The following is a 23389-nucleotide window of genomic DNA, read 5'->3' as shown; positions in this document are numbered from 1 at the left end:
CCCTCTCCCTCCGCCGAACTGGAGCCCCCCTCATGGCACTCAAGGCACTCCGCAAGCTGCGCACCACCGTCGCCGCCCCCACAGGACCGGCCGTCCCCCCGTCGCCCGCCGCCGACGGCGACGCCCTCCTGGAGGCCGTCGGCCTGACCAAGTCCTACGCGGGCGCCGACGGCGACCTGCCCGTCCTCTCCGGCATCGACCTCACCGTCCGCGCCGGGGAGATCGTCGCGCTGCTCGGCAAGTCCGGCTCCGGCAAGTCCACGCTGCTGCGCTGCCTCGCCGGGCTCATCCCGGCCAGCTCCGGCACCGTCGCCTACCGCGGCGAGCCGCTGACCGGCGCCAACCCCGGCACGGCCATGGTCTTCCAGACCTTCGCCCTGCTGCCCTGGCTGACCGTGCGGCAGAACGTCGAACTCGGCCTGGAGGCGCGGGGCGTGCCCGCCGACGAGCGCGCCCGCGCCGCCGGGCAGGCCATCGACCTGATCGGCCTCGACGGCTTCGAGTCGGCGTACCCGAAGGAACTGTCGGGCGGCATGCGCCAGCGCGTCGGCTTCGCGCGCGCCCTCGTCGTGGAGCCCGACGTCCTGATGATGGACGAGCCGTTCTCCGCGCTCGACGTGCTGACCGCCGAGAACCTGCGCGGCGAGCTGATGGAGCTGTGGGAGTCGGGGCAGTTCCCCACCAGGGCCGTGGTCCTGGTGACCCACAACATCGAGGAGGCCGTCCTGATGGCCGACCGCATCGTCGTGCTCGGCTCCCGCCCCTACGGCACCATCCGGGAGACCGTCGAGGTCGGCCTCGACCGTCCCCGGGACCGGGACGCGCCCGCCTTCCAGGAACTCATCGACCGGGTGTACCGCATCATGACCGGCCGCCCCAAGGAGGCCCGGATCTCCGGCCGCGCCGACCCGACCGACCCCGCCGCCCTGGACAGGCGCACCGTCGCGGGCACTCCGCTGCCCGCCGCCACCGTCGACGGCCTGTCCGGCCTCGCGGAGCTGGTCGCGCACCGGGGCGGACGCTGCGACCTGGCCGACCTCGCCGACGAACTCGGCCTCGACGTCGACGACTTGCTGCCGCAGGTCGACGCCCTCGAACTGCTCGGCTTCGCCTCGATCAGCGGCGACGACCTGGTCCTCACCGAGCCGGGCGCGGCCTTCGCCGCAGCCGACGTGCAGACGTCCAAGACCATCTTCGCCGCCGCGGCCACCGAGGTCCCGCTGGTGAAGCTGATCACCAACAGCCTGCGGCAGCAGCCGGACGGCGCCGTGCGCGCCGGGTTCTTCCGCGATCTGCTCGCCCACCACTTCACCAGCGAGCAGGTGGAGCGGCAGCTGGAGACGGCCACCGACTGGGGCCGGTACGCGGAGCTGTATTCCTACGACGCCAATGCGCGGGAGTACCGCCTCGACGAGGGGCCGGAGGGGGAGCCGGGGCGCGGGTGACGGGACGAGTCGGCGGCATCGGCGAGCGGCGGTCCAAGACGGGGCGCGCTGCCGGGGGCACTGCGGGCTGACGGCGGTGTGCGGGTCAGCGCCGCGCACGCCGCCCGACGCGGCGGCGTCGAGGGGGTTCGGGGTGCGGCGCGGTCCCGGGCTCACGCGTGCCTTCGGCGGCTGCCCGTGCGATGTTGCGGGCCATGCCGCCGAAGACGAGAGCGTGGAACGGGGCGACGGACCACCAGTAGGCGTGGCCCAGCAGACCGCGCGGGTGGAACAGGGCGCGCTGCCGGTAGCGGGTGCGGCCCGAGTCGTCCGTCTCGGCGTGCATCTCCAGCCAGGCGAGCCCCGGCAGTCGCATCTCAGCCCGCAGCCGCAGCAGCCGTCCCGGCTCGATCTCCTCGACCCGCCAGAAGTCCAGCGAGTCGCCGACCCTCAGCCGTTCGGCGTCGCGTCGTCCGCGGCGCAGGCCCACCCCGCCGACGAACCGGTCCAGCCAGCCCCTGACCGCCCAGGCGAGCGGGAGGGAGTACCAGCCGTTGTCGCCTCCGACGCCTTCGATCACCTTCCACAGCGCCTGCCGCGACACCTGGACCGGCAGGTGCCGTTCGTCCTCATAGAGGCTGCCGCCGGCCCAGTCGGGGTCGGTGGGAAGCGGATCGCTCGGCGCCCCGGGCACGGAGGCGGACGACCAGCGGGTCGTGACCTGGGCCTCCCGCACCCTGCGCAGCGCCAGGGCCAGCGCCTCGTCGAACGGCAGCGGGCGACCCGGGAGGTCGGGCACGTACCGGGCGATGTCGTGTTCGTGGCAGACGACCTCGTGGCGCAGCGACTCCGTCAGCGGCCGGGCGATGGCGGCGGGCACCGGGGTGACCAGGCCGACCCAGTGGCTGGAGAGCCCCGGCGTGAGCACGGGCACCGGCACGATGAGCCGCTGGCGCAGCCCGGCGACTCTCGCGTACGCCCGCATCATCTCCCTGTAGGTGAGTACGTCCGGGCCCCCGATGTCGAACGCCCGGTCGAGGTCGGCCGGCATGGTGGCCGAACCGACGAGATAGCGGAGCACGTCGCGGACGCCGATGGGTTGCGTGCGCGTGTGCACCCAGCTGGGGGTGACCATGACCGGCAACCGCTCGGTCAGATAGCGCAGCATCTCGAACGAAGCCGATCCCGAACCGATGACGACGGCGGCCCGCAGCACGGTGGCCGGGACCGGTCCGTCCAGGAAGATCTGTCCGACCTCGGCGCGCGACCGCAGGTGCGGGGAGAGCTGCGCCACGGGGACGCCCCGCGACGTGAGACCGCCCAGATAGACGATGCGCCGCACACCGGCGGCGTGGGCCTGCTCGGCGAAGATCCGGGCCCCGCGGCGGTCGGTCTCCTCGAAACCGGAGCCGGAGCCCAGCGCGTGCACCAGGTAGTACGCGACGTCGATCCCGCGCATGGCCTCCGCGACGGAAGCGGCGTCCGTGACGTCGCCCCGGACCACCTCGGCGTCCGCCGCCCACGGGTGGTCGCGGAGCTTGGCCGGTGAGCGGGCCAGACACCGCACGTGGTGCCCCGCGTCCAGAAGCTCCGGCACCAGGCGTCCGCCGATGTAGCCGGACGCGCCGGTGACCAGGCAGTGCAGCGGCTGTGCGGCTCGCCGTCCGTCCGTTCCCATGATCGTCCCTCCGTCTGCCAGCTCGGACACCCACGTATCGGCCGTTGTCTTTGCCCGTTCACGGACCCAGCGGCGCCACCGTGTCCAGTCCGAGTGTGCGCCACGTCGGCGGGGTGCGGCGCGCTCATCAGCGGCCCTCATCGATCTTGCGGCGCAGCTGGAACAGGCCCCGGCGCGCGTGACTCTTGACCGTGCCCAGGGGCAGGCCGGTGTGCTCGGAGATCTGCGCCTGGGTCAGGTCGTCGAAGAACGCGAGACGCAGCACCTCTTGCTGCCGCCGAGGCAGGCGGGAGAGTTCCGCGGAGAGAAGAACCCGGTCCAACACCTGTTCGGTGACCGTCGGTTGCGGGTGCGGTGCGGCGGCATCCACGGCGCGGCCCGCCGCCTCGACCAGACGGAGGCGGCGCGTGCGGGCCGCCAGCGCGTCGACGGTCTTGCGCCGGGTGATGCCGACGAGCCAGGCGCCCAGCGGTCCGCGTTCGGGGTGGAATCCGGACCGGCCCCGCCAGGCCGCCAGGAACACCTGCTGGGTCACGTCCTCCGCCTCCCGCGCGTCGCCGAGCGAGCGGGCGGCCATGGTGTGGACGAGGGAGCTCCAGCGCCGGTAGATCGCGGCGAACGCCTGCTCGTCGGAATCGACGAGCCCTCGGGCAAGGTCCTCCTCCAGCGCCGTTTCCTCGATGGGCGGGAACAGACGTTGCGAGGTTCGCGTGATCGAACTCATGGTCTTGTTCCTCCTGCAGAGCGGCAGTGCGGAGTAGGCGTTCACGTGCGGACGTACAGCCACAGGCCGACGCCCGCCTGGGCCGGTTCCGAGTCTTGGACGCAGAAACGACGCAAGCAACACGCGTCGGTTCTGCGTCGTACGATGGGGCGGTGAGCTCGACCGAGCACGAGCAGCCCGCAAGGCTGTCGACCGGTGCGGTGGCCAGGCGCCTGGGCGTCGCGCCCACGACGGTGCGTACGTGGGACCAGCGCTACGGCCTGGGGCCCGACGTCCACACGCCCGGCAAACACCGCCGCTGGACCGCCGCGGACATCGCACGGTTGGAGCGGATGAGCGCGCTGACCATGGCGGGGGTGCCGCCGGCCGAGGCCGCGCGCGCCGCACGCGAAGGCTGGCCCCCGGCAACGGCGCCCGTCGCCGCCCCGCCGCGGCCGAGCCCTGCCCGCAGCCGGTCGGGCAGCGGTCTCCAGCTGGGGAACGCGCGCCGGGAGTGCAAAGGCCTCGCCCGTGCTTCGCTGCGGCTGGACGCCGCCTCCGTGGACGACCTGCTGACCGCGGCGATCGACGACTACGGACTGGTCACGGCATGGCAGGAAGTGATCATGCCGACGCTGCAGGCGGTGGGGCGCAAGTGGGAGAGCTCGGGCGAGAAGTACGTGGAGGTGGAGCACTTCCTCTCCTGGCACATCACCGGTGCGCTGCGGCGACGCTCCCAGAGAATCCCGGCCGACCAGGCGGCCGCCACGACGTTGCTCGCCTGCGTGCCGGGCGAGATTCACACACTGCCGCTGGAAGCGCTGGCCGCCGCCCTCACCGATCGAGGCCTGCCGGTCAGGATGTTCGGGGCGGCCATGCCTGCCGAAGCGCTTGTGGACGCGGTCCGCAGGACCGGGCCCGCGGTCATCGGACTGTGGGCCCAGTCCCGGACCACCGCGAACCGCCCCCTCGCGCAGCACGTGGCGGCCATGGAGTGGGGCGTGCGCGGCGCCCGCAGACGCCCCCTCGTGCTGACACTCGGGCCGGGGTGGGCCGGTCAGACCGTGCCCGGACTGCCACGGCCCTCAGGGCTGGCCGAAGCCCTGGCGGCGGTGGAGGCGGCGGTGGGTGACGACGTCCGGCGGCGGCCCGCCGCGCGATGAGGCCGTCCGCGGCGGCGGCCTGACCCACCGGCTGCCGTCCCTCTCCGCACACAGGACGCCACCCCTGGTTCACCGCGCCACAGGCCGAACGGGGCCGCACAAGTCGAGGAGGCGCGGCTGCGCCGCATCCGCGGCCACTGGCGCGAGAGAAGTGGGGGTGAGTTCCGCACGGAGCGGAATCCGCCGCGAAGGGAGTCCTCCGATGATCTCGCGCACCCCCACTCTGCTCGCCGCCACCGCGGGCGCGCTCACTCTCGCTCTCACGGGCGCCGGACCGGCCGGGGCCGCACCGCGCGCCGACGACGACAAGGCAATGGTCTCCGTCTTCCACGGGATCCCGGGCCTGACCGTGGACGTGTACGCCAACGGTGACGAGCTGCTCCCGAACTTCAAGCCCGGAACGCTCACCGAACCGCAGGAACTGCCCGCCGGTTCCTACGACCTCAAGGTGTTCAAGGACGGCGACGGCCCCGGCGGCAGTCCCGCCCTGCAGAAGAAGGTCGAGGTGCCCGCCGGTGCCAACGCGACGGTGGTCGCTCATCTCTCCGCCGACGGAAAACCTCAACTCAACGCGTTCGTCAATGACGTGACGAAGGTGCCGGCCGGCGAGTCCCGGCTCACCGTCCGGCACGTCGCGGCGGCTCCCGCCGTCGATGTGCGGGCCGCCGAGAAGCCCGTGTTCGAAGCCCTGGAGAACCCGAAGGAGGCGAAGACCGAGGTGAAGGCCGGCACCGTACCCGCCGATGTCGTGCTGGCCGGGACGGACACCGTCGCCGTCGGCCCCGCCGACGTCAACCTCAAGGAGGGCACCAGCAACGTGGTGTACGCCTGGGGGAGCGCCGACGACAAGAACCTCGCCCTGAAGGTGCAGTCGTTCGACGGCATGCACTCGGCGCCCGGTGGTGTCGACGCCGGCTTCTCGGGCGCCGCCGCGGCCAACTCCGCCCACGACTGGCCCGCTTGGAGCGCCGCCGCGGGTCTCCTCGTCGTGGCCGGTGCGCTGACCGTCCGTCGCCGAGCCCGGCGACATGCCTGAGCCCACCACCGGCAAGGTGGCACGGGTGCCGCGGTCGCGTGGGTCCGTGATGCGTGCTGTGCTCTCTTTCCTGCTCGCCACCGGGCTGCTCCTCGCGCTGGATCCGTCCGACGACAGGCCGCCTGCCGAGTTCGGGCAGGACTTCGGACCAGGCATGGCGGCACCGCCCGGGACACCGGAGCCGACGGCCACCGAACGCCCGGGCGCCCCGGCCGTCGGCCCCTCACAGGCCGGGGGGAAGGCGGCCGGGCCCGTGGACGGTGCGGGCCGCACCACGGGGGAGGAGCCGGAGGCGGCCCCCCTGCGGGTGCGCCTGCCTCGGCTGCGGCTCAGCGCACGCGTCCAGGCGGTCGGTGTGGATGCCCGGGGCAGGACCGAGATCCCCGCCGACCCCGCCGCGGCGGGCTGGTACCGCCACGGGCCCGCGCCCGGCGCTCCTGCCGGTTCCGCCGTTCTGGTCGGCCATGTCGACTCCCGCAGCGGCGAGTTGGGAGCCTTCGCCGCGCTGTACGACATCCGGGCCGACGACACCGTCATGGTGGCGCGCGAGGCAGCCGAGCCCGTGCGCTACCGGGTGACGGCCCGCCGCACCGTGCCCGAACAGGACCTGCCCCCGTCGGTCTTCCGCCGGGACGGCCGCCCCGTGCTCACCCTGATCACGTGCGCGCCGCCCTTCGATCCGGCCCGCGGCGGCTACCGGAGAAATCTGGTGGTCACCGCGGTGCCGACGAGCGGTTGAGGCGGGCAGGAGGTGAAAGGTGATGGCCACGGCTACGCGTCCGCGGTGCCCGAACCCGGCCCGGCGCACAAGCACTCCGCTCCCCGCGTGCCCGCGCGTCCCCAAGCGCCACGCGGTGCCGAGTCCCAGCTCGCCGTGGCCTTCCACGGGGGTGACACCACTGCACTGGCCAGGGCCTACAGCCTGTGGGGCGCCGACGTCTACGCCCTCGCCCTGCGCCTTCTGCCGCGGCCCGATGTCGCGGAGGAGACCACCGAGCGCGTCTTCGCCGAGGCCTGGCGCGATCGCGGCTCCTTCGACCCCGCCTCATCCCTGGCCGGCTGGTTGCTCGAACGCACCCGCGGGGAAATCGCCGCGCGCCTCCACGAGCCGCCCGGCCCAGCCGCCTTCGAGCGCACCGTCCGGCAGGCCGTCACCCGGGAGACGCTCGCGAATCAGCCGCCCTTGCGCGCCTCCATCCTGCGCCTGGCTCTGTACGGGCATCTGACGGCGACAGAAGTGGCCGAACGACTCACGCTGTCGGTGGACAGAGTCAGACAGGAGCTGGTTGAGGGCCTCGAAGCCCTGACGCCGCGGGGAGGCGAGAAGCCATGAAGCATCTGCACCCGGCAGATCTCGCCGACCTCGCCCTCGCGGAGGAGACCTCCGAAACCCTCGGCCCCCACACCGCCCACCTGGCGGAGTGCGATCAGTGCCGGGCCGAACTCGACTCCCTGCGCAGGGTCGTCGGAGCCGCGCGGGCCGTATCCCCGGACGACGTTCCGGCTCCGCCGCCCGAGCGGGTCTGGCGCGCGATCTCCGCGGAACTGGATCTCGCCCCACCGATCGGCGGGGCAGCCGAAGAACCCGTACGGCCGCGAGGCAGGGGAAGGAAGTTGCCCCTGCTTCTCGCCGCTGCCTGCCTCGTGGCAGGGGCGACGCTGGGGAGCAGTGCCACGTGGTGGCAGCTGCGCGGCGACGACGGGGAAGACGCCCGCACCGGAGCCGTGTCCTCGCTCGCCCCGCTGGCGCCGGGGGACGCCCGGGGCGTGGCGCGGCTCGAGGGATCGGCGGGCACCCGACGGCAGGTGCACATCGATGTAAGTGATCTGCCGCGGACGAACGGCTACTTCGAGGTGTGGCTGATGGATCCGACCCACAGGAAGCTCATCGCGGTGGGTGTCCTCGACGCGGAGGGATCGGCCACCCTGCCGGTGCCGGAGGGCGTGGACCTGGCCGACTACCCCCTCGTGGACGTCTCGGACCAGGCGTACAACGGCAGCCCGGCGCACTCGGGCAAGAGCGTGGTCCGCGGTGCGCTGAAGACCGGCCCCTGACGGTGCCTTCCGATGCATGCAGGAGGCCCTCCGCTGCATCCAGGAGGCCCTCCGCGGCCGAACGTTCTTTAGCCCATGCCGGTCGAATGGCTGAGAGGACGTGCAATGCGCCCCGGGACAGGAGCACCGCCCGCGACGAGCGCCAGCGGATCAGTCGCCGCAGAGGCCCGCACCCGTGCCCGGGGCCGCTCGGACGCCGCGGCGGAGACGAGGTGCAGCACCCTGGGCGCTGCGAACGCACATGACGTCGACGCCGATGTGCCCGCCGCGGTGGGGCGCGCCCTCGCGGTCGTCCTCCAGGGGCGACTTGACGACGCCGGAGCCATCGACGGCACGTTCGCGCAGGACGTCGCGGCCCGGGTGGCCCGGTTCACCTCGGAGGGCGGCAAGCGCATCCGCTCCCAGTTCCTCTGGTGGGGACTGAGGGCGTGCGCGGGAGGTTCCGACCCCGGTCAGACGGAGGCGGCCCTGCGCCTGGCGGCGGGCCTCGAACTCGTCCAGACCTGCGCCTTGGTCCACGACGACGTGATGGACGGCTCACCGCTGCGCCGGGGCAGGGACGCCGTGCATGTGGACGTCCAGACACAGTACGGGACGCCCGCGGCGGGCGGGCCCGGTGAGCCGTTCGGCGCGGCCGCGGCCATCCTCGTGGGCGACCTGGCGCTCAGCTGGGCGGATGACGTGGTGGCCGCGGTCGACATCGAGGGCGGGAAGGCGCGCCAGGTGCGCGCGCTGTGGCAGTCCATGCGCACGGAGATGGTGGCCGGCCAGTATCTCGACCTGCAGGGCCAGGCCATCGGCTCGCGGTCGATGGCCAGATCCATCCGTACGGCGTCACTCAAGGGCGCCCTGTACTCGGTGGAACGCCCGCTGGCCTTCGGCGCGGCGCTGGCCGGTGCGGACGAGGCCGCGACGCGCGCGCTGCGCTCGGCGGGCCGCTGCGCCGGCATCGCCTTCCAACTCCGTGACGACCTCTTCGGCGCGTTCGGGGATCCCGCCGAGACCGGCAAGCCTTCCGGGGACGACATCCGTGACGGCAAGTGCACGTATCTCCTGGCCGTGGCCACCGCCCGGGCCGAGGCCGCGGCGGACCGTGAACTGCTGGCCCTCCTCAACGCCTGCGTGGGCAGGTCCGACCTGGCCGACGCCGACGTGCGCAGGGTGCGCGAGGCCTTCGTGACGACGGGGGCACGAGCGATCGTCGAGGACAAGATCCTCCGCCTGGTCAAGGAGGCGAACCGGCACCTCGGCGCCAGTGTCTTCGTCCCGCAGGCCGAACGGCGGCTGCGTGAACTCTTCCACCGCGTGGCAGGCATCCGCGCGGCCGGTGGCCCGGCGGCGCCGTTCGTGCCGCGCGATCCCGCTGCCGAAGGGGGCAGCCGATGAGGACCTTGCCGGGACGGACCGATCACGTGGTGGTCGTGGGCGCCGGACTCGCGGGCCTGTCGGCCTCTCTGCATCTGCTGGGCTCCGGACGAGCCGTGACCGTGGTGGAACGGGCCGACCACCCGGGCGGACGTGCGGGGCTCCTGGAGCGGGCGGGCTACCGGATCGACACCGGCCCCACCGTCCTGACCATGCCGGAACTCGTCGAGGACGCCTTCGCCGCGGTGGGCGAGAGCCTGCGTGACCGGTTGGACCTCATCCCGCTGCACCCCGCCTACCGGGCCCGGTTCGCCGACGGCAGCAGCCTGGACGTCCACACCGCCCCCAGCGCCATGGAAGCCGAGATCGAACGCTTCGCCGGTTCCCGGGACGTCATGGGGTACCGGCGGTTGCGCACGTGGCTGGAGCGTCTCTACCAGCTCCAGATGCGTCGGTTCATCGACACCAACTTCGACTCGCCCCTGGAACTGCTGACCCCCGACCTGGCCCGGCTCGCCGCCCTCGGCGGCTTCCGGAGTCTGGACGCGCGCATCGCCTCGTTCATCTCCGACGAACGACTGCGACGGATCTTCTCCTTCCAGGCGCTGTACGCGGGCGTGCCCCCGGCACGGGCCCTGGCCGCCTACGCGGTCATCGCCTACATGGACACCGTCGCCGGGGTCTACTTCCCGAGAGGCGGCATGCACGCCCTGCCGCGGGCCATGGCGGAAGCCGCCGCACAAGGGGGCGCCGACATCCGGTACGGGCACGACGTCCAGAGCCTGGAGCGCAGCGGATCCCGGATCACCGCCGTCATCACCGACCGGGAACGCATCGCCTGCGACGCCGTGGTCCTGACCCCCGACCTGCCCGTCGCCTACGGACTGCTGGGCCGCGCGCCACGCCGTCCCTGGCCACTGCGCCACTCGCCCTCCGCCGTGCTCCTGCACCTCGGCAGCAACCGCACCTGGCCCCAACTGGCGCACCACACGATCTCCTTCGGGGCCGCCTGGAAGTCCACGTTCCACGAACTGACACGCACCGGGAACCTCATGTCCGACCCGTCCCTGCTCATCACCCGTCCGACGGCCACCGACCCCGGCCTGGCACCGCCGGGACGTCACCTGCACTACGTACTGGCTCCCTGCCCCAACACCGACATCGGCCCCGGGGCGCGGGACTGGAGAGACCTCGCGCCCCGCTACCGCGACAGCCTCGTCGCCGAGTTGGAGCGGCGCGGGCTCGCCGGGATCGACGCGGCCGTCGAGGAGGAGTGCCTGGTGACCCCGGCGGACTGGACGGCGCAGGGACACGCCGCCGGCAGCCCCTTCTCCGCCGCCCACACCTTCCCGCAGACCGGCCCTTTCCGCCCCCGCAACCTGGTGCGAGGAACGGACAACGCCGTTCTCGCGGGCTGCGGCACGGCCCCCGGCGTCGGCGTGCCCACCGTCCTCGTCTCCGGCAAGCTGGCCGCGGCACGCATCACCGGCCCACCGGGGGCGTCATCCCCCGCCGCCGGGCGGTTCAGGGCCATGGGGGGACGCGGATGAGTGCCCGGGAACTGAACGCCGCAGCGATCACCGATCCCGCGCTGCGTGCCGCCTACGCGCACTGTCGGCGCCTCAATGCCCGCCACGGCAAGACGTACTTCCTGGCCACTCGGCTGCTCCCGGTCGAACGGCGGCCCGCCGTCCACGCCCTGTACGGCTTCGCCCGCTGGGCCGACGACATCGTCGACGTCGAAGGGGCGGCCGCACCGGAGAACAGGCCCCTGGCGCTGCGCCGCCTCCAGGACCAGTTGGACCACGGACTGCGCACGGGCACGAGCAGCGAACCCGTCGTGACGGCCCTGGCCGACACCGCCCGCCGCTACGCCATCGACCCCCGGCACTTCACCGACTTCATGGCGTCCATGCGCCTGGATCTCCAGGTGAGCGAGTACGCCACGTACAGCGATCTGGAGCGGTACATGCACGGCTCGGCCGCCGTCATCGGCCTGCAGATGCTGCCGGTCCTCGGCACGGTCGTCCCCCGCGCGGAGGCCGCGCCGTACGCCGCGGCCCTCGGGGTCGCCTTCCAACTGACCAACTTTCTGCGGGACGTGGGCGAGGACCTCGACCGGGGCCGGATCTATCTGCCCCAGGACCTGCTCTGCGCGCACGGTGTGGACCGCGAGCTGTTGTGCTGGAGCCGTACCACCGGGCGCCGGGACCACCGGATCACCGAGGCATTGACGGCGGCCTGCGCCGTCACCCGGGACGTCTACCGCACGGCGGCACCGGGCCTGGGCATGCTCGACCCCGTCGCGCGCCCGTGCGTCCGCACCGCCTTCGTGCTGTACGCCGCCATCCTGGCCGCCATCGCCGCCGACGGCTACGCCGTCCTGCACCGCCGGGCAGTCGTGGCCCGCCGACGCCGCGCCGCCGTTGCCTGCGACGGCCTGGTCCGGGTGGCCGCCGCCCGGCTGCGCCACCGCCTGCACGGCGACGTCGTGCCGCTGTCCGAGCGGCCCGTGCGGCGGCCGTCGGAGGAGAGCAGCCCGCAGCCGTGGAAGGAGCCGGTATGAGTGCCGATCGCCCGCCCGGACCCGGGCGCTGCCCGCTGCGGCTGCGCCGTCGGCCCGTGGCCTGGGAGCAGCAACACCCGACCTGGCGTGAAGCGCGGCCCGCAGTGATCGCCGCGGCGCTGAAGCGCGCCCAGGGCCGCCCGTCCGGCAATTGGTACGTGATGGGTGCCTCGCGGGAGCTCAGGGGCGACCGCTCCCTGGGCCGCACGGTGGCAGGCCGGGAGATCGTGCTGTGGCGCGATGCGCAGGGCGCGGTGCGGGCGGGTCCGGGAGCCTGCCCGCACCTGGGCGCCCCGCTCAAGGACAGCCCGGTGCGCTGCGGCACGGTGATCTGCCACTGGCACGGGCTGGCCCTGGACGGGCGGCCCGTCGGCGACTGGAGCCCTTATCCGGCTTTCGACGACGGTGTGCTGACCTGGGTCAGACTCGATGACATCGGCGGCGAACCGGCCCTGGACCGGCCTGTGGTACCCCCGCGCCCCCGCCTCGCGCGCGGTGTGGCGGCCGTGATGACGACCAGTGGGCGCTGCGAACCAGAAGACGTCATCGCCAACCGCCTCGACCCTTGGCACGGCGCCTGGTTCCACCCGTACTCCTTCGTCGACCTGACCGTGGCGCCGCTCGCCGGGGACGGCCGGGAGGGTGCCGAGGACGACGGCTTCACCGTCGATGTGTCCTTCAAGGTGGCCGGGCGCGCGGTCGTACCGGTGCGGGCGGTCTTCACCGCTCCGGAACCGCGCACGGTCGTCATGCACATCACCCACGGCGAGGGCACGGGCTCCGTGGTGGAGACGCACGCGACACCGTTGGGCACGGATCGCGCCGGACGCCCCCGCACCGCGGTCGTCGAAGCGGTGATCGCCACATCCGAACGCCCCGGCTTCCTCGCGGCCCGGGCCGTGGCTCCCGCGCTGCGGCCGCTCATGCGGGCGGCCGCGGCCCGTCTGTGGCGGGACGACATCGCCTACGCCGAGCGCCGCTGGGCCCTGCGCAGCACGGGGCGATTCCCCGGTTGAGCTGTTCCCCCGCTGCTCGGGGGCGCGGCCGCCACCGGCGCCTGCCCGGCCGACCCACGGCAGACGCCGAACGGACCCTAGGTACCGGCCAGCCGGTTGAGCACCCTCAGTGCCGGCACCCGGCCCCGGTCCGGGACCGACCACAAGGTCTGGCCGTCTAGCCCCCACCGCTCAAGCAGCGCGTTGGCGGCGAGGAAACCAGAGGTGACCGCCCGTTCCATCAACGCGGCAGGCAGGTCGATACGGACCAGGTCGCCCGCGACGGTCAGGGCCGGGTCGGTGGTGCGCACGGTGGGCCGGTCGTGGTAGCCGCCCACCGCGAACAGCGGGCAGTCCGCGCGCCATTCGTGGCGCTCATCGACGATCTTGGCGTCACGGGTCTCGGGATAGAGGCGCCGCAACTGCTCCAGCAGTTGTTCCTGCACCGCTGGGCGATGAGCGGTCCGTTCCACGGCGTAGGCGTGCAGTTCCACCACGGAGCCGCCGGTGCGGGCGACCCAGCGCAGGGCTTCGCCGTCCCACCGCTCCAGCACGCTCACGTTGTCCAAGGGACCGTATCCGCTGGTGCCCAGGAACCCCGGGCGCTCACAGGCGACCGGGCGGTCCAGCCACAGCCGGGAGACGAGGAAGGGCGGGGCCGTGGTCAGGCGCATGATGCGTTCTCGCCAGTCGGGGTCGCCCAGTCGGGGCGAGCACGCGACCACATGGCGCAGGCCCGCCGTGTCAAGGGAGAGCACCACGGTGTCGTGCCGCATCTCGCTGTCCCGGGTGGTGACGTGAAATCCGCCCGTCGGCGCGCGCCGCACGTTCTCCACCGCGTGCCCGGTGCGGATCTCGACGCCGTGAGCGTCGAGATAGGCGGCGAGCGGTTCCCAGAAGGCCGCCGGGAAGGGCTCCTGCGGCACGTCGAAGAGCAGGCCCTCGCTGGAGCCGAGGAAGTAGATGTGGAACATGAGGGCGAGTTCGGCGGCCGAGAGCCGACGCGGGTCGGCGAAGAAGCTGCGGGAGAACACCTCGAACGCCAGATGGTGAGCCGCTCGGGGAAAACGGATCCGTTCCAGCAGTTCCTGCGCGCTGATCCGGTCGAGTCGGCGGTAGATCTCGGGGACGCGTACGTCCATGAGGGGCAGCGCGGCGCGCGCGTTCATGCGGGCCAGGTCGCGCCAGCCGAACGTGGGGCTCCGCGCGGCGAAGCCGAGGGCGCTCCACGGCGGTGTACGCGGCACTTTGGCGAAGCTGTCCTGGAGCCCGGAGCTGTGCCGCAGCGGGTAGTCGGGCAGGCCGGTCAGCGTGGTGAGGCCGGGGTCCACGCGGCGCAACAGGCCGCGCAGGTTGTAGTACTGGCGGAAGAAGGCGTGAAAGCCCCGGGTCATCGTCGCCGTGGAGCCGTCGGCGAGTTCGATCGGCCAGCCCGCCAGGCGGCCGCCCAGCTGGTACTCGCGCTCGTACAGCGTTACCCGTACGCCTCGTTCGGCCAAGGCCGTGGCGGCGGCCAGACCGGCCAGGCCGCCGCCCACGACTGCGGTCGTCGGCGCTTGCTCCCGTGGCGCGCGGGGGAGCCCGGACGGTGCCCGCCACACCCGGGCGCGACGGTCACGGCCCCGGCGGGCCCGCCCGTCCGGGGCGATGTCGGATCGGCTCATCGAGCGCCCCTCTCCGCCTCGCCGGCCGAGGCCAGCACGGTGTGCACGATGCCGGTCTGCCAGCCGGGCATCGGCAGGACGCGCACACGCGTGAAGCCGGCCCGCCGGGTCCGTGCGGCGAACGCTTGTACGGTGTCGAAGCTGGAGACGCTGCTGAACAGATGCCGGTAGAGGGCCCCGTCGCCGACGAGGGTCCCCGCGGGCTGTACCACCGCCTTGCAGACGGCCGTCCACACGAGGCGGTCCGCCAGCCGCCCGCTGAGGGTGTATTCGTGCACGGCCAGGCGCCCGCCCGGTGCCAGCAGAGCGCGGACCGAGGAGAGCACGGCATCGGGGTCCGCGAGGTTGCGGAACAGGTAGGCGGCGAAGACCGCGTCGAAGGGCCCTCGTACGCCTGCCTGTTCGAGCCGCTCGGCGGGTGACTGGACGAAGGTGACCGTGGGCGGCCAGGACTTGGCGGCGGCGTGCGCCAGCATTCCCGCGGAGGCGTCGACCGCGACGATCTCGGCCTGCGGCGCGACGCGCCGCAGCGCCGCGGTGGACGCCCCGGTTCCGCAACCCAGGTCGAGCAGCCGCAGCCCCGCGCCGCCGTCTGGCAGCCGCAGTCGGCGGGCGGAGCGGCGCAGGTGGGCGTGGTAGCCGGGATTGACGGCGACCAGCCGGTCGTAGGCACGGGCGGCGTGGTCGAACGCGGCGGACAGGGTGTCGTCGCGCAGCACGGTCATCTCAGGTCTCATTCCGGTCGGCTGGGCGCCCCGCCGTCTCCTGGGAGGGAGCGGGGGCGTGACGCTTGGGGAGCCAGGGCAGTTCGACGGCGGTGCGCGCCATCGGACCCACGGGGGTGCGCAGCCCGATCGTCAGGTCCTCGTAGGCGCTGGTGCGGCCGTCGAGGAAGCGGAGCAGCCGCTCCATGGGGACGTGGCGGAAGAGGTCCGTGAAGAGCGACGCCCCGCTCACCCGTCCGGTGTCCAGGGCCCGCAGCAGAACGGCGTCCATGGCCCGGGACCGCGCCGAGTGCGCGGGGGGCGGTCGGGGCGTGCGGCCCTGGTGGCAGGCGGCGGCGATGGCGCGCGTCTGTCGCTGGATGGCGGCGAAGGTGTATCCGGTCGAGGGCCGTGTCGCCCCGCCCGCGGTCCCGATGCGGAAGACGGAGGGGCCGGCGCGGCGTGGGAAGGCCGCGTCGGTCATGGGGATCACGCCGTGCTCCGCACGGGCGACCTCGTAGTGCTCCAGGGCCAGTTCGCGTGTCAGGTAGCGGCGCAGCGCGTGCTCGTACGCCCGGCCGTCCAGGACCTGGCGGGAGAATTCCGTGTACTCGACCAGGGCCTGGCTGGGGCTTGTCGGCAGGACGTAGGCGAAAGACACGCCGTGTGCGGGCTGCGGAGTGCGGAAGTCCATCAGGACGGCCGCCCGTGGGTCGAAGGCGGGCCGGTCGGTCCGGACGAACCAGCCGCGGAAGTGCTGCAGCAGCGTGGTCCGGCCCGGCGGCAGGACCGAGGGCGGACGGGAGTCGAACACCCACCGTGCCCGCAGCGCCAAGGGGTGCCCCGCCCCGGTGCGCGTGCGGATCTCGGCACCGTGGCCGAAGTCGTTGATCGCTTCCACCACCGCCGTGAGCCGGGACACGTTCGGTTCGCCGGCGAGACGGTCACCGACCAGGGACTCGAAGGAGCTGGAACGCAGCATCTTGTAGCGCAGAGGGGTGGGCGAGGCGGCGACGGCCGTGCCGTCGGGGGCGTGCACGCGCAGGGTGTCCCAGGCGGCGGTCAGGGCGGCGTCGTAATCGCCGTTCGGTCCCTCCCAGAAGCACCACGTGCGCTCTCCCGGCTTCCGCGGCCCTGCCGGAGCGTCCACCAGGACGACCGACGGCACGCGGCCGCCGGGATGGCCGATGGCCAGGCGGTAGGCGAGCGAGAGCCCAGCCGCGCCTGCCCCCACGATGGCGATCTGTGTGTCGTGCATGGGCCCCTCGCCGGTTGTCCGTCGATGCCCGCCTTTCCGCGCGGGGCGGCCCCGCGGATGCACCGACCCGGCACGAATCTCAGCCGACCGACCGGGAGGGCGGCCGAGGGGCGGCGGCAGGACGGGCCGGGGAACGGTGGGTGCCGCCCGCGTCGGCGGCCTCCTCCTCGCGTCGCGCCTGGTCGGGGTGGCGCCGGCGCCAGTACGGATTGTCGTGCGGCAGACCGCCACTGACCCGCCCGTACATACCGAACGTGACGATCAGCAGCCCCATGACGAAGCTGAAGACGACGTTCGGCATGCTGAAGTCGAGGACGTTCACCGACCGATCGAGTACGAACAGGTGGGCGAAACCGCTCAGGAGGAAGAGGGAGCCGATCGCGATGTCGAGTGTGGAGGCGAAGTTGCCGCCGACCACCGCTCCCGCGACCATGCCGGTCCCGACCACCACCGAGAGCAGACTGAGCAGCCCGTTGCTCGACAGGCCCGCGACCCGAGAGCCGTCGGTGGTGAAGAAGCCGAGCTGATCGGCGAAGCCGAGACAGCCGAACACGAGCAGAATCACTCCGCACAGTGCCGCACCCACCCGGTACACGACGGCGAGCCGGTGATCGACGGGGAGTTCCTCGCGGAGCTTCATGACCTTCGCCTCCAGGGTGAGTGCCCATCGGCTCCCAGCCTGAGTGCCGTGGCCTCGCCGTTCACCACGAGTCGATCGTGCGTCGAACGCTGGGCCTTCCTGTCCGGAAGTCGTCCGGCAGCCACCCGCAAGCCACGCCGACCAGCAGCGGCCGAAGAACCGGGCGACTGCGGAACCACGCGCTGAACCGGCGGTGCCGCACACGCACCGCATCTGGACACGGCGTCGGACCGGAATCACTGATGCGGGACCCGCCCGCCCTCAAGGAGCCGCGCCATGACCATCTCGATCGTCCTGTTCACCTCGGACCTGCGCGTGCACGACCATCCGCCGCTGCGGTCCGCGCTGCGCGGGGCCGACGCCGTCGTGCCCCTGTTCGTACGGGACCCCGCCGTGGACGCCGCCGGGTTCGCCGCCCCCAACCGGCTGGCGTTTCTCGCCGACTCCCTGTCCGATCTCGACGCGAGTCTGCGCGCGCGAGGCGGTCGGCTGATCGTCCGCCGCGGTGACCTCGTCGACGCGGTGTGCGCGGTCGCCACCGAGGCGCAGGCCGACGAGGTGCACATGGCAGCGGACCACAGCAGTCACGCGCATCGCCGTGAGGGCCGCCTGCGCCGTGCTCTGGCGGCCCAGGGGCTGCGCCTGTTCGTCCACGAGACGGTGCGGACAGCTGTCGCCCCGGGCTCGGTCACCCCGGCGTCCTCGGACCACTTCGCCGTGTTCACGCCGTACTTCCAGCGCTGGTCGCAACAGGTCCTGCGGGAGCCCCTGGCAGCCCCCCGCGCCGTGCCGGTGCCCGAAGCCGTCGGCTCCGAGGCGCTCCCCGCCCGCGGGGACGTCGCGGGCGTGTCTCCGGGGCTGGCCGAGGGCGGCGAGAGCCTGGGCCGCCGACAGTTCACCGCCTGGCTGCGAACCGGGGTGTCCGCCTACGACGAACGCCACGACGACCTGCCGGGCGACGCCACCTCGCGGCTGTCCCCGCATCTTCACTTCGGCACGCTGTCCGCCGTCGAGCTCCTCCACCGCCTGCGTACGGAGCACGGACCCGGACCCGCGGCGTTCGTCCGCCAGCTGGCGTGGCGCGACTTCCACCAGCAGGTCCTGGCCGCCCGCCCGAGCGCCGCGTCCAGCGACTACCGCAGTCGGCACGACGCCTGGCGCGGCACAGCGGAAGCACGCGACGACATCGAGGCCTGGAAGCAGGGCCGCACCGGCTACCCGGTGATCGATGCCGCGATGCGCCAACTGGCCCACGAGGGCTGGATGCACAACCGCGGCCGTCTGCTCACCGCGAGCTTCCTGACCAAGACGCTCTACGTGGACTGGCGCATCGGCGCACGGCACTTCCTGTCCCTGCTGGTGGACGGCGACATCGCCAACAACCAGCTCAACTGGCAGTGGATGGCGGGCACCGGCACGGACACCCGCCCCAACCGGGTCCTCAACCCGCTCACCCAGGCCAAGCGGCACGACCCCGACGGGGAGTACGTCCGGCGGTGGGTTCCCGAACTCGCAGGGCTGCGGGCCCCGGCCGTACACGAGCCGTGGAAGCTGCCCGGACTGGACCGCGCCGCCTGCGACTACCCCGACCCGATCGTCGATCTCGCCGACGCGCGGGACCGTTTCCGGCGATCGCGCGAACGCGCCGAGGGCGGGGCCCGATGACCACCGGGCACTGGCTGTTCGGCGGCCAGTTGGGTCCGCACTTCCTCCACCCGGACGACTCCGGCCCGGCACAGGGGGCACCGCTCGTCCTAATCGAGGTCGAGTCGGCGTTCCGGCGCCGCGCGAGGCCGTGGCCGACCCGGGTGAGCGGGCCTGCCCCTTCACCAGCGGGTTTCGGTCCTTTCCGCACCGGCACCAGCACCGTCTCGCCGACAACCCTCGCACGGCACAGGCCGTGTGGGGACTCGGACGACTCGGCAACCTCGACCAGGTGCCATGAGGGGTGCCGTCAGGTGCGAGTCGCGCGCAGATCGGCGAGGACCTCACGGGCCGCCCGGGAGCCTGAGGCCAGTGCCCCCTGGACCGATCCGGTGGCACGGTGGTCGCCGCAGACATGGCGCCCCGGCGCGATCCGGCTGGTGCGGCTGAGCGGGTGCCCGGGCAGCATGACGGGCAGCGCGTCGGGCACGGTCCGTACCGTCAGCAGGTCCCAGCCCGCGGTGTCGTCCTCGTACGCGGCCGCGAGGGCGGAGCGCACCGTGCGCTCCCGGTCCGGGGCGTCGTTGCCCAGTACCGAGGTGGCCACCAGACAGAGGCCCGGGGGAGCGTAGGAGGGCACTGCCTCGCTCAGTACGCAGGTGTTGAGGAAACTCCGGCCGGAATGCGTGAGCAGGGTCGGCTCTTGCAGCGGCGAGCGGGCGCAGAGGTGGTAGTACGTGGTGACCGTCCGGTACGCGGGGCGGGGCGGGGCAGGCCAGGCAGCAGACCGGCGGCGGGTCCCGGGCCGGTCGCCACGACGACGACCGGTGCCGCCGCTGAGCCGGACGGCGGGGGGAAGAGCGTCGCGGCCGGCCAGGAGCGCGAGGGCGGTCAGGTCCTGTGGGCCGACCGGTCGGTCTCGGGCCAGGTCCCGGATGCCGTGCGGGGCCCGGGTGGGATCCGTCAGCCTCAGCCGGCCCTGATCCGTGTGGACCAGGACCGCGGGACTGAACGGGCGCAGCCGCAGCGCACGCAGGTCCATGCGCCTGCGGACCTGCGGGTAGGCGGTGTTGAACACCTGGAAGCCCCGGTCGATCACGCATCCGCTGACGAGGTCGGAGCGCATGCGGCCGCCCACGGCGTCGGAGGCCTCAAGGACCCGCACGTCCAGCCCCGCGCTCACCAGGTCCCGGGCGCAGGCGAGCCCCGCGAGCCCGGCTCCCACGACGAGGACATCCGGCCCGCCCCGGCTCCAGGACATGGCGACCACCTCCACCGCGCTGCCCGATGCAGCTTTGCTGCCCTTCTTTCGGCTCGCGCCCGTGGCGCGGATGCGTCCGGGCCGGATCGGTCTGTGCGCGGCAGCGTCGCGGTTCCTGTACGGGAGGGCAGCGGGACTGCTCGGGCGGGCTCGCGGACCGGGGGCCGACGGCCCGGGCCGCGTCCGGCTAGTGCCCGGTGGCCGGGCGGCGGCGGACCGCCTTGGCCCTCGTCCCACGCACGGTGGCGGTCTGCTCCCGCGCGCCTGCCTCCGCGGGCTCCGCGGCCGCGTCGGTCGCCTCGGCGGCGGAGGCGCGGGCCACCAGCGCCGCCTCGTCCAGGAGCCCCCGCACGTCCGCCGCGCGGTAGTAGATCCGGGTGCCCTCGCGGCGCGACACCACAAGGCCGGCCGCCCGCAGCTTCGCCAGGTGCTGGGAGGTCGCGGCGACATGCGCGCCGAGCAGCTCCGCGAGCGCGCTGACCGGCAGCTCCTGCCCGCTGAGCGCCCACAGCAGCCGGTACCGCGACGGGTCGGCCACCGCCTTCAGCACCGCCACCGCGCGGTCCGCGGCGGCCGCGTCCCACGACTGTCCTTGCGCGTCCATGCAAAGAGGGTAACGGGCGTGGCGCGCCCGGCCACCGCGGCGCGGGCTCAGGACGCCGCGGCCCCGCTGCGCCGCCCCGAAGCCGTCGACCCCCGGACCACCAGCTCCGGCAGGAACACGAACTCGCTGTGCGGCGCCGGGGTGCCGCCGATCTCCTCCAGGAGGGTGCGGACCGCGGCCTGGCCCATGGCCTGGACGGGCTGGCGGACCGTGGTCAGCGGCGGGTCGGTGAAGGCGATGAGCGGGGAGTCGTCGAAGCCGACCACCGAGATGTCGTGGGGCACGTCGAGGCCCTGCTCGCGGGCGGCGCGGATGGCGCCGAGGGCCATCATGTCGCTGGCGCAGACGATGCCGGTGCACCCCTTGGCGATCAGTGCCGTCGCCGCGGCCTGCCCGCCCTCCAGGGTGTACAGGGAGTGCTGGACCAGTTCGTCGGCCTGCGCGTCGGACAGGCCGAGCCGCTCGCGCAGGCCCAGCCGGAAGCCCTCGATCTTGCGGACGACGGGGACGAAGCGCCGGGGGCCGACCGCGAGGCCGATGCGGGTGTGACCGAGCGAGGCGAGATGGCGCACGGCCAGCTGCGTCGCGGCCCGGTCGTCGGTGGAGACGAAGGGCGCGTCGACCTCGGGGGAGAAGCCGTTGACCAGGACGTGCGGGACGCCCTGGGCGCGCAGGGAGCCGTAGCGGGCCATGTCGGCGGTGGTGTCGGCGTGCAGCCCGGACACGAAGATGATCCCGGCGACGCCTCGGTCCACCAGCATCTCGGTCAGCTCGTCCTCGGTGGAGCCGCCGGGGGTCTGGGTGGCGAGCACCGGCGTATAGCCCTGGCGGGTCAGGGCCTGGCCGATGACCTGGGCGAGGGCGGGGAAGATCGGGTTGTCCAGCTCGGGCGTGATCAGGCCGACCAGGCCCGCGCTGCCGCGTCTGCGCAGCCGGACGGGCCGTTCGTAGCCGAGCACGTCGAGTGCGGCGAGAACGGCCTCGCGGGTGGCCGCGGCCACGCCGGGCTTGCCGTTGAGGACCCGGCTGACGGTGGCTTCGCTGACTCCCGCCTGGGCTGCGATGTCGACGAGCCGCGCGGTCATGCACGGGACTGTACCGGCCGACCGCGGCCTTGCCCACCTGTTGCGCAAGCTTGCAGCAAGCCCTGACGCGGTCCCACCGCAACGTACAGGACACACGACGGTAACGATCACCTCGTCTTGCAGAAATTTCTCGCAAGGTCTTTCGGCTGGTTTTCAAGCCTGTTACGTTCCTGCCAACCCGGCGCCGCCTCGAGTGCGGCCAGCAGGAGGCACCTCTTCGTCTCTCCTCATTCCGGGTCATTCCGGGACCAGTTGAAGGAGTACACATGCGGCGTGGCATAACGGCCACCGCACTGGTCGCAGCCCTTGCGATGACAGCGGCGGCGTGCGGCGGCGACGACGGCGGTGGCGGCAAGAAGAGCGGCGGCAAGCTCTCCGGGACCGTCACCTTCTGGGACACCTCGAACGACGCCGAGAAGGGCACGTACGAGAAGCTGGCCAAGGGCTTCGAGGAGCTCCACCCCGGCGTCGAGGTCAAGTACGTGAACGTGCCGTTCGGCGAGGCCAACGCCAAGTTCAAGAACGCGGCCGGCGGCAACTCCGGCGCCCCGGACGTGATGCGCACCGAGGTCGCCTGGGTCGCCGACTTCGCGAACCTCGGCTACCTGGCGCCGCTGGAGGGCACCGCCGCGCTCGACAAGCCGGAGGACTTCCTGCCGCAGGCCGCCGCGAGCACCAAGTTCAAGGGCAAGACCTACGCGGCGCCGCAGACCATCGACACCCTCGCGCTCTTCTACAACAAGAAGATGCTGAAGGAAGCGGGCGTCGAGGTCCCCAAGACCTTCGAGGACGTGAAGTCCGCCGCCAAGAAGATCAAGTCGAAGTCCGGCAAGACCGGTCTCTACCTGCGCGGCGACGACCCGTACTTCTACCTCCCGTACCTCTACGGCGAGGGCGGTGACCTCCTCGACACCAAGAAGAAGGAGATCACCGTCGACGACGCCGAGGGCGCCGAGGCCTTCGAGGTCATGAAGGACCTCGTCGACTCCAAGGCCGCCGTCACCGACGCCAGCGACGGCTACAACAACCAGCTGAACGCCTTCAAGAACGGCGACGTCGCCATGGCGCTCGACGGCCCCTGGTCCATCGAGGGCGCCCTGCAGGGCAAGCAGTTCAAGGGCTCCGCGGGCAAGGCCAACCTCGGTGTCGCGCCGGTGCCCGGCGGCAGCGCCCGGCAGGCCTCGCCGCAGGGCGGCTGGAACCTCGCCGCGTACGCCGGTTCCAAGAACCTCGACGCCAGTTACGAGTTCATCAAGTACATGAGCTCGGCGAAGGTGCAGCAGCAGACCACCGAGAAGCTGAGCCTGCTGCCCACCCGCACCTCCGTCTACGAGGTCAAGTCCGTCAAGAACAACCAGATGGTCCAGTTCTTCAAGCCGGCCGTCGACAAGTCCGTGCAGCGGCCCTGGATCCCCGAGGCCAACTCGCTGTTCGAGCCGATCCGCCTGGAGATGCAGAAGGTGCTCAGCGGCAAGACCTCGCCCGAGGGCGGCGCCGAGAGCATCGGCAAGGCCTACGGCAAGCTCCTCAAGGACTACAAGTAG

At 72.9% G+C, this 23389-nt stretch carries 21 protein-coding genes; 12 read left to right on the top strand and 9 right to left on the bottom strand.

The genetic code is table 11. The features are described 5' to 3' along the window. The first annotated feature begins 32 nt into the window (after nucleotides 1-32). Nucleotides 33-1445 carry an ABC transporter ATP-binding protein gene (locus ACZ6AA_RS10865; RefSeq protein ID WP_471457441.1) on the top strand — a complete coding sequence of 471 codons (1413 nt, stop codon included), beginning with the start codon at nucleotides 33-35 and terminating at the stop codon, nucleotides 1443-1445. 85 nt (nucleotides 1446-1530) lie between these two features. Here the strand turns inward: ACZ6AA_RS10865 and ACZ6AA_RS10860 are convergent, their stop codons facing one another. Together ACZ6AA_RS10860 and ACZ6AA_RS10855 are read right to left on the bottom strand one after the other, a co-directional pair. Beyond that, on the bottom strand, nucleotides 1531-3102 hold the full coding sequence (locus ACZ6AA_RS10860) for an SDR family oxidoreductase (protein WP_468482299.1): 1572 nt from the start codon (nucleotides 3100-3102) through the stop codon (nucleotides 1531-1533). A 127-nt stretch (nucleotides 3103-3229) separates the two neighbouring features. Then, nucleotides 3230-3826: an RNA polymerase sigma factor gene (locus ACZ6AA_RS10855; RefSeq protein WP_468459277.1), complete on the bottom strand. Its 597-nt coding sequence runs from the start codon at nucleotides 3824-3826 to the stop codon at nucleotides 3230-3232. 152 nt (nucleotides 3827-3978) lie between these two features. On the opposite strand from ACZ6AA_RS10855, the gene ACZ6AA_RS10850 reads away from it, so the two are divergent. The 9 genes from ACZ6AA_RS10850 (at nucleotide 3979) to ACZ6AA_RS10810 (ending at nucleotide 13006) form a co-directional block, all read left to right on the top strand. Beyond that, a complete protein-coding gene (locus ACZ6AA_RS10850) occupies nucleotides 3979-4968 on the top strand; it encodes a MerR family transcriptional regulator (protein ID WP_471457438.1) in 990 nt (329 codons plus the stop codon). Between the two features lie 202 nt (nucleotides 4969-5170). Beyond that, on the top strand, nucleotides 5171-6004 hold the full coding sequence (locus tag ACZ6AA_RS10845; protein ID WP_468482301.1) for a DUF4397 domain-containing protein: 834 nt from the start codon (nucleotides 5171-5173) through the stop codon (nucleotides 6002-6004). After that, nucleotides 5997-6743, top strand: coding sequence for a class F sortase (locus ACZ6AA_RS10840; RefSeq protein WP_471457436.1), 747 nt, complete (start codon nucleotides 5997-5999; stop codon nucleotides 6741-6743). The genes ACZ6AA_RS10845 and ACZ6AA_RS10840 overlap by 8 nt, the downstream gene beginning before the upstream one ends. Nucleotides 6744-6830: 87 nt before the next feature. Further along, complete coding sequence (locus ACZ6AA_RS10835; RefSeq protein ID WP_471457434.1) at nucleotides 6831-7337, top strand: sigma factor; 507 nt, start codon at nucleotides 6831-6833, stop codon at nucleotides 7335-7337. Beyond that, complete coding sequence (locus ACZ6AA_RS10830; protein ID WP_471457432.1) at nucleotides 7334-8059, top strand: anti-sigma factor; 726 nt, start codon at nucleotides 7334-7336, stop codon at nucleotides 8057-8059. The genes ACZ6AA_RS10835 and ACZ6AA_RS10830 overlap by 4 nt, the downstream gene beginning before the upstream one ends. Before the next feature lie 105 nt (nucleotides 8060-8164). Beyond that, nucleotides 8165-9445 carry a polyprenyl synthetase family protein gene (locus ACZ6AA_RS10825; RefSeq protein WP_471457430.1) on the top strand — a complete coding sequence of 427 codons (1281 nt, stop codon included), beginning with the start codon at nucleotides 8165-8167 and terminating at the stop codon, nucleotides 9443-9445. Beyond that, nucleotides 9442-10974 (top strand): phytoene desaturase, encoded by a 1533-nt coding sequence (locus tag ACZ6AA_RS10820; protein ID WP_471457428.1) that lies wholly within the window; start codon nucleotides 9442-9444, stop codon nucleotides 10972-10974. The genes ACZ6AA_RS10825 and ACZ6AA_RS10820 overlap by 4 nt, the downstream gene beginning before the upstream one ends. Continuing rightward, complete coding sequence (locus ACZ6AA_RS10815) at nucleotides 10971-11990, top strand: phytoene/squalene synthase family protein (protein ID WP_468459262.1); 1020 nt, start codon at nucleotides 10971-10973, stop codon at nucleotides 11988-11990. The genes ACZ6AA_RS10820 and ACZ6AA_RS10815 overlap by 4 nt, the downstream gene beginning before the upstream one ends. Next, nucleotides 11987-13006: a DUF5914 domain-containing protein gene (locus ACZ6AA_RS10810; protein WP_471457426.1), complete on the top strand. Its 1020-nt coding sequence runs from the start codon at nucleotides 11987-11989 to the stop codon at nucleotides 13004-13006. The genes ACZ6AA_RS10815 and ACZ6AA_RS10810 overlap by 4 nt, the downstream gene beginning before the upstream one ends. A 77-nt stretch (nucleotides 13007-13083) precedes the next feature. On the opposite strand, the gene ACZ6AA_RS10805 is transcribed toward ACZ6AA_RS10810, so the two are convergent. From ACZ6AA_RS10805 to ACZ6AA_RS10790, 4 genes are all read right to left on the bottom strand, one after another. Continuing rightward, nucleotides 13084-14649: an FAD-dependent oxidoreductase gene (locus tag ACZ6AA_RS10805; RefSeq protein WP_471457424.1), complete on the bottom strand. Its 1566-nt coding sequence runs from the start codon at nucleotides 14647-14649 to the stop codon at nucleotides 13084-13086. Continuing rightward, on the bottom strand, nucleotides 14646-15374 hold the full coding sequence (locus ACZ6AA_RS10800; protein ID WP_471457422.1) for a class I SAM-dependent methyltransferase: 729 nt from the start codon (nucleotides 15372-15374) through the stop codon (nucleotides 14646-14648). Before ACZ6AA_RS10800 ends, ACZ6AA_RS10805 begins: the two co-directional genes overlap by 4 nt. Before the next feature lies 1 nt (nucleotide 15375). Next, nucleotides 15376-16611, bottom strand: coding sequence for a lycopene cyclase family protein (locus ACZ6AA_RS10795; RefSeq protein ID WP_471457420.1), 1236 nt, complete (start codon nucleotides 16609-16611; stop codon nucleotides 15376-15378). 79 nt (nucleotides 16612-16690) lie between these two features. Then, nucleotides 16691-17251 carry a DUF4383 domain-containing protein gene (locus tag ACZ6AA_RS10790; protein WP_471457418.1) on the bottom strand — a complete coding sequence of 187 codons (561 nt, stop codon included), beginning with the start codon at nucleotides 17249-17251 and terminating at the stop codon, nucleotides 16691-16693. Nucleotides 17252-17527: 276 nt separating this feature from the next. Between ACZ6AA_RS10790 and ACZ6AA_RS10785 the strand changes: the two genes are divergently transcribed. Continuing rightward, nucleotides 17528-18916: a cryptochrome/photolyase family protein gene (locus ACZ6AA_RS10785; protein ID WP_471457416.1), complete on the top strand. Its 1389-nt coding sequence runs from the start codon at nucleotides 17528-17530 to the stop codon at nucleotides 18914-18916. A gap of 289 nt (nucleotides 18917-19205) precedes the next feature. Here the strand turns inward: ACZ6AA_RS10785 and ACZ6AA_RS10780 are convergent, their stop codons facing one another. From ACZ6AA_RS10780 to ACZ6AA_RS10770, 3 genes are all read right to left on the bottom strand, one after another. Beyond that, nucleotides 19206-20156: an FAD-dependent oxidoreductase gene (locus ACZ6AA_RS10780; protein WP_471457414.1), complete on the bottom strand. Its 951-nt coding sequence runs from the start codon at nucleotides 20154-20156 to the stop codon at nucleotides 19206-19208. A gap of 187 nt (nucleotides 20157-20343) precedes the next feature. Then, entirely contained in the window at nucleotides 20344-20760 is a 417-nt protein-coding gene (locus ACZ6AA_RS10775; protein WP_468459246.1) for an ArsR/SmtB family transcription factor, read from the bottom strand. Between the two features lie 47 nt (nucleotides 20761-20807). Further along, on the bottom strand, nucleotides 20808-21845 hold the full coding sequence (locus ACZ6AA_RS10770; protein WP_471457412.1) for a LacI family DNA-binding transcriptional regulator: 1038 nt from the start codon (nucleotides 21843-21845) through the stop codon (nucleotides 20808-20810). A 266-nt stretch (nucleotides 21846-22111) separates the two neighbouring features. Between ACZ6AA_RS10770 and ACZ6AA_RS10765 the strand changes: the two genes are divergently transcribed. After that, entirely contained in the window at nucleotides 22112-23389 is a 1278-nt protein-coding gene (locus ACZ6AA_RS10765; protein WP_468459242.1) for an extracellular solute-binding protein, read from the top strand.

This window comes from Streptomyces sp. NPDC040610, assembly GCF_055594065.1.
The sequence above is the reverse complement of the archived record's forward strand: the minus strand, read 5'-3'. Positions and strand labels throughout refer to the sequence as shown.

Coding starts and splice junctions, on each gene's coding strand:
- ACZ6AA_RS10805 (WP_471457424.1), bottom strand. CDS start 14,649: ATGAGCCGATCCGACATCGCCCCGGACGGGCGGGCCCGCCGGGGCCGT.
- ACZ6AA_RS10845 (WP_468482301.1), top strand. CDS start 5,171: ATGATCTCGCGCACCCCCACTCTGCTCGCCGCCACCGCGGGCGCGCTC.
- ACZ6AA_RS10810 (WP_471457426.1), top strand. CDS start 11,987: ATGAGTGCCGATCGCCCGCCCGGACCCGGGCGCTGCCCGCTGCGGCTG.
- ACZ6AA_RS10830 (WP_471457432.1), top strand. CDS start 7,334: ATGAAGCATCTGCACCCGGCAGATCTCGCCGACCTCGCCCTCGCGGAG.
- ACZ6AA_RS10840 (WP_471457436.1), top strand. CDS start 5,997: ATGCCTGAGCCCACCACCGGCAAGGTGGCACGGGTGCCGCGGTCGCGT.
- ACZ6AA_RS10790 (WP_471457418.1), bottom strand. CDS start 17,251: ATGAAGCTCCGCGAGGAACTCCCCGTCGATCACCGGCTCGCCGTCGTG.
- ACZ6AA_RS10780 (WP_471457414.1), bottom strand. CDS start 20,156: ATGTCCTGGAGCCGGGGCGGGCCGGATGTCCTCGTCGTGGGAGCCGGG.
- ACZ6AA_RS10865 (WP_471457441.1), top strand. CDS start 33: ATGGCACTCAAGGCACTCCGCAAGCTGCGCACCACCGTCGCCGCCCCC.
- ACZ6AA_RS10775 (WP_468459246.1), bottom strand. CDS start 20,760: ATGGACGCGCAAGGACAGTCGTGGGACGCGGCCGCCGCGGACCGCGCG.
- ACZ6AA_RS10855 (WP_468459277.1), bottom strand. CDS start 3,826: ATGAGTTCGATCACGCGAACCTCGCAACGTCTGTTCCCGCCCATCGAG.
- ACZ6AA_RS10815 (WP_468459262.1), top strand. CDS start 10,971: ATGAGTGCCCGGGAACTGAACGCCGCAGCGATCACCGATCCCGCGCTG.
- ACZ6AA_RS10765 (WP_468459242.1), top strand. CDS start 22,112: ATGCGGCGTGGCATAACGGCCACCGCACTGGTCGCAGCCCTTGCGATG.
- ACZ6AA_RS10860 (WP_468482299.1), bottom strand. CDS start 3,102: ATGGGAACGGACGGACGGCGAGCCGCACAGCCGCTGCACTGCCTGGTC.
- ACZ6AA_RS10770 (WP_471457412.1), bottom strand. CDS start 21,845: ATGACCGCGCGGCTCGTCGACATCGCAGCCCAGGCGGGAGTCAGCGAA.
- ACZ6AA_RS10785 (WP_471457416.1), top strand. CDS start 17,528: ATGACCATCTCGATCGTCCTGTTCACCTCGGACCTGCGCGTGCACGAC.
- ACZ6AA_RS10820 (WP_471457428.1), top strand. CDS start 9,442: ATGAGGACCTTGCCGGGACGGACCGATCACGTGGTGGTCGTGGGCGCC.
- ACZ6AA_RS10795 (WP_471457420.1), bottom strand. CDS start 16,611: ATGCACGACACACAGATCGCCATCGTGGGGGCAGGCGCGGCTGGGCTC.
- ACZ6AA_RS10800 (WP_471457422.1), bottom strand. CDS start 15,374: ATGACCGTGCTGCGCGACGACACCCTGTCCGCCGCGTTCGACCACGCC.
- ACZ6AA_RS10825 (WP_471457430.1), top strand. CDS start 8,165: ATGCGCCCCGGGACAGGAGCACCGCCCGCGACGAGCGCCAGCGGATCA.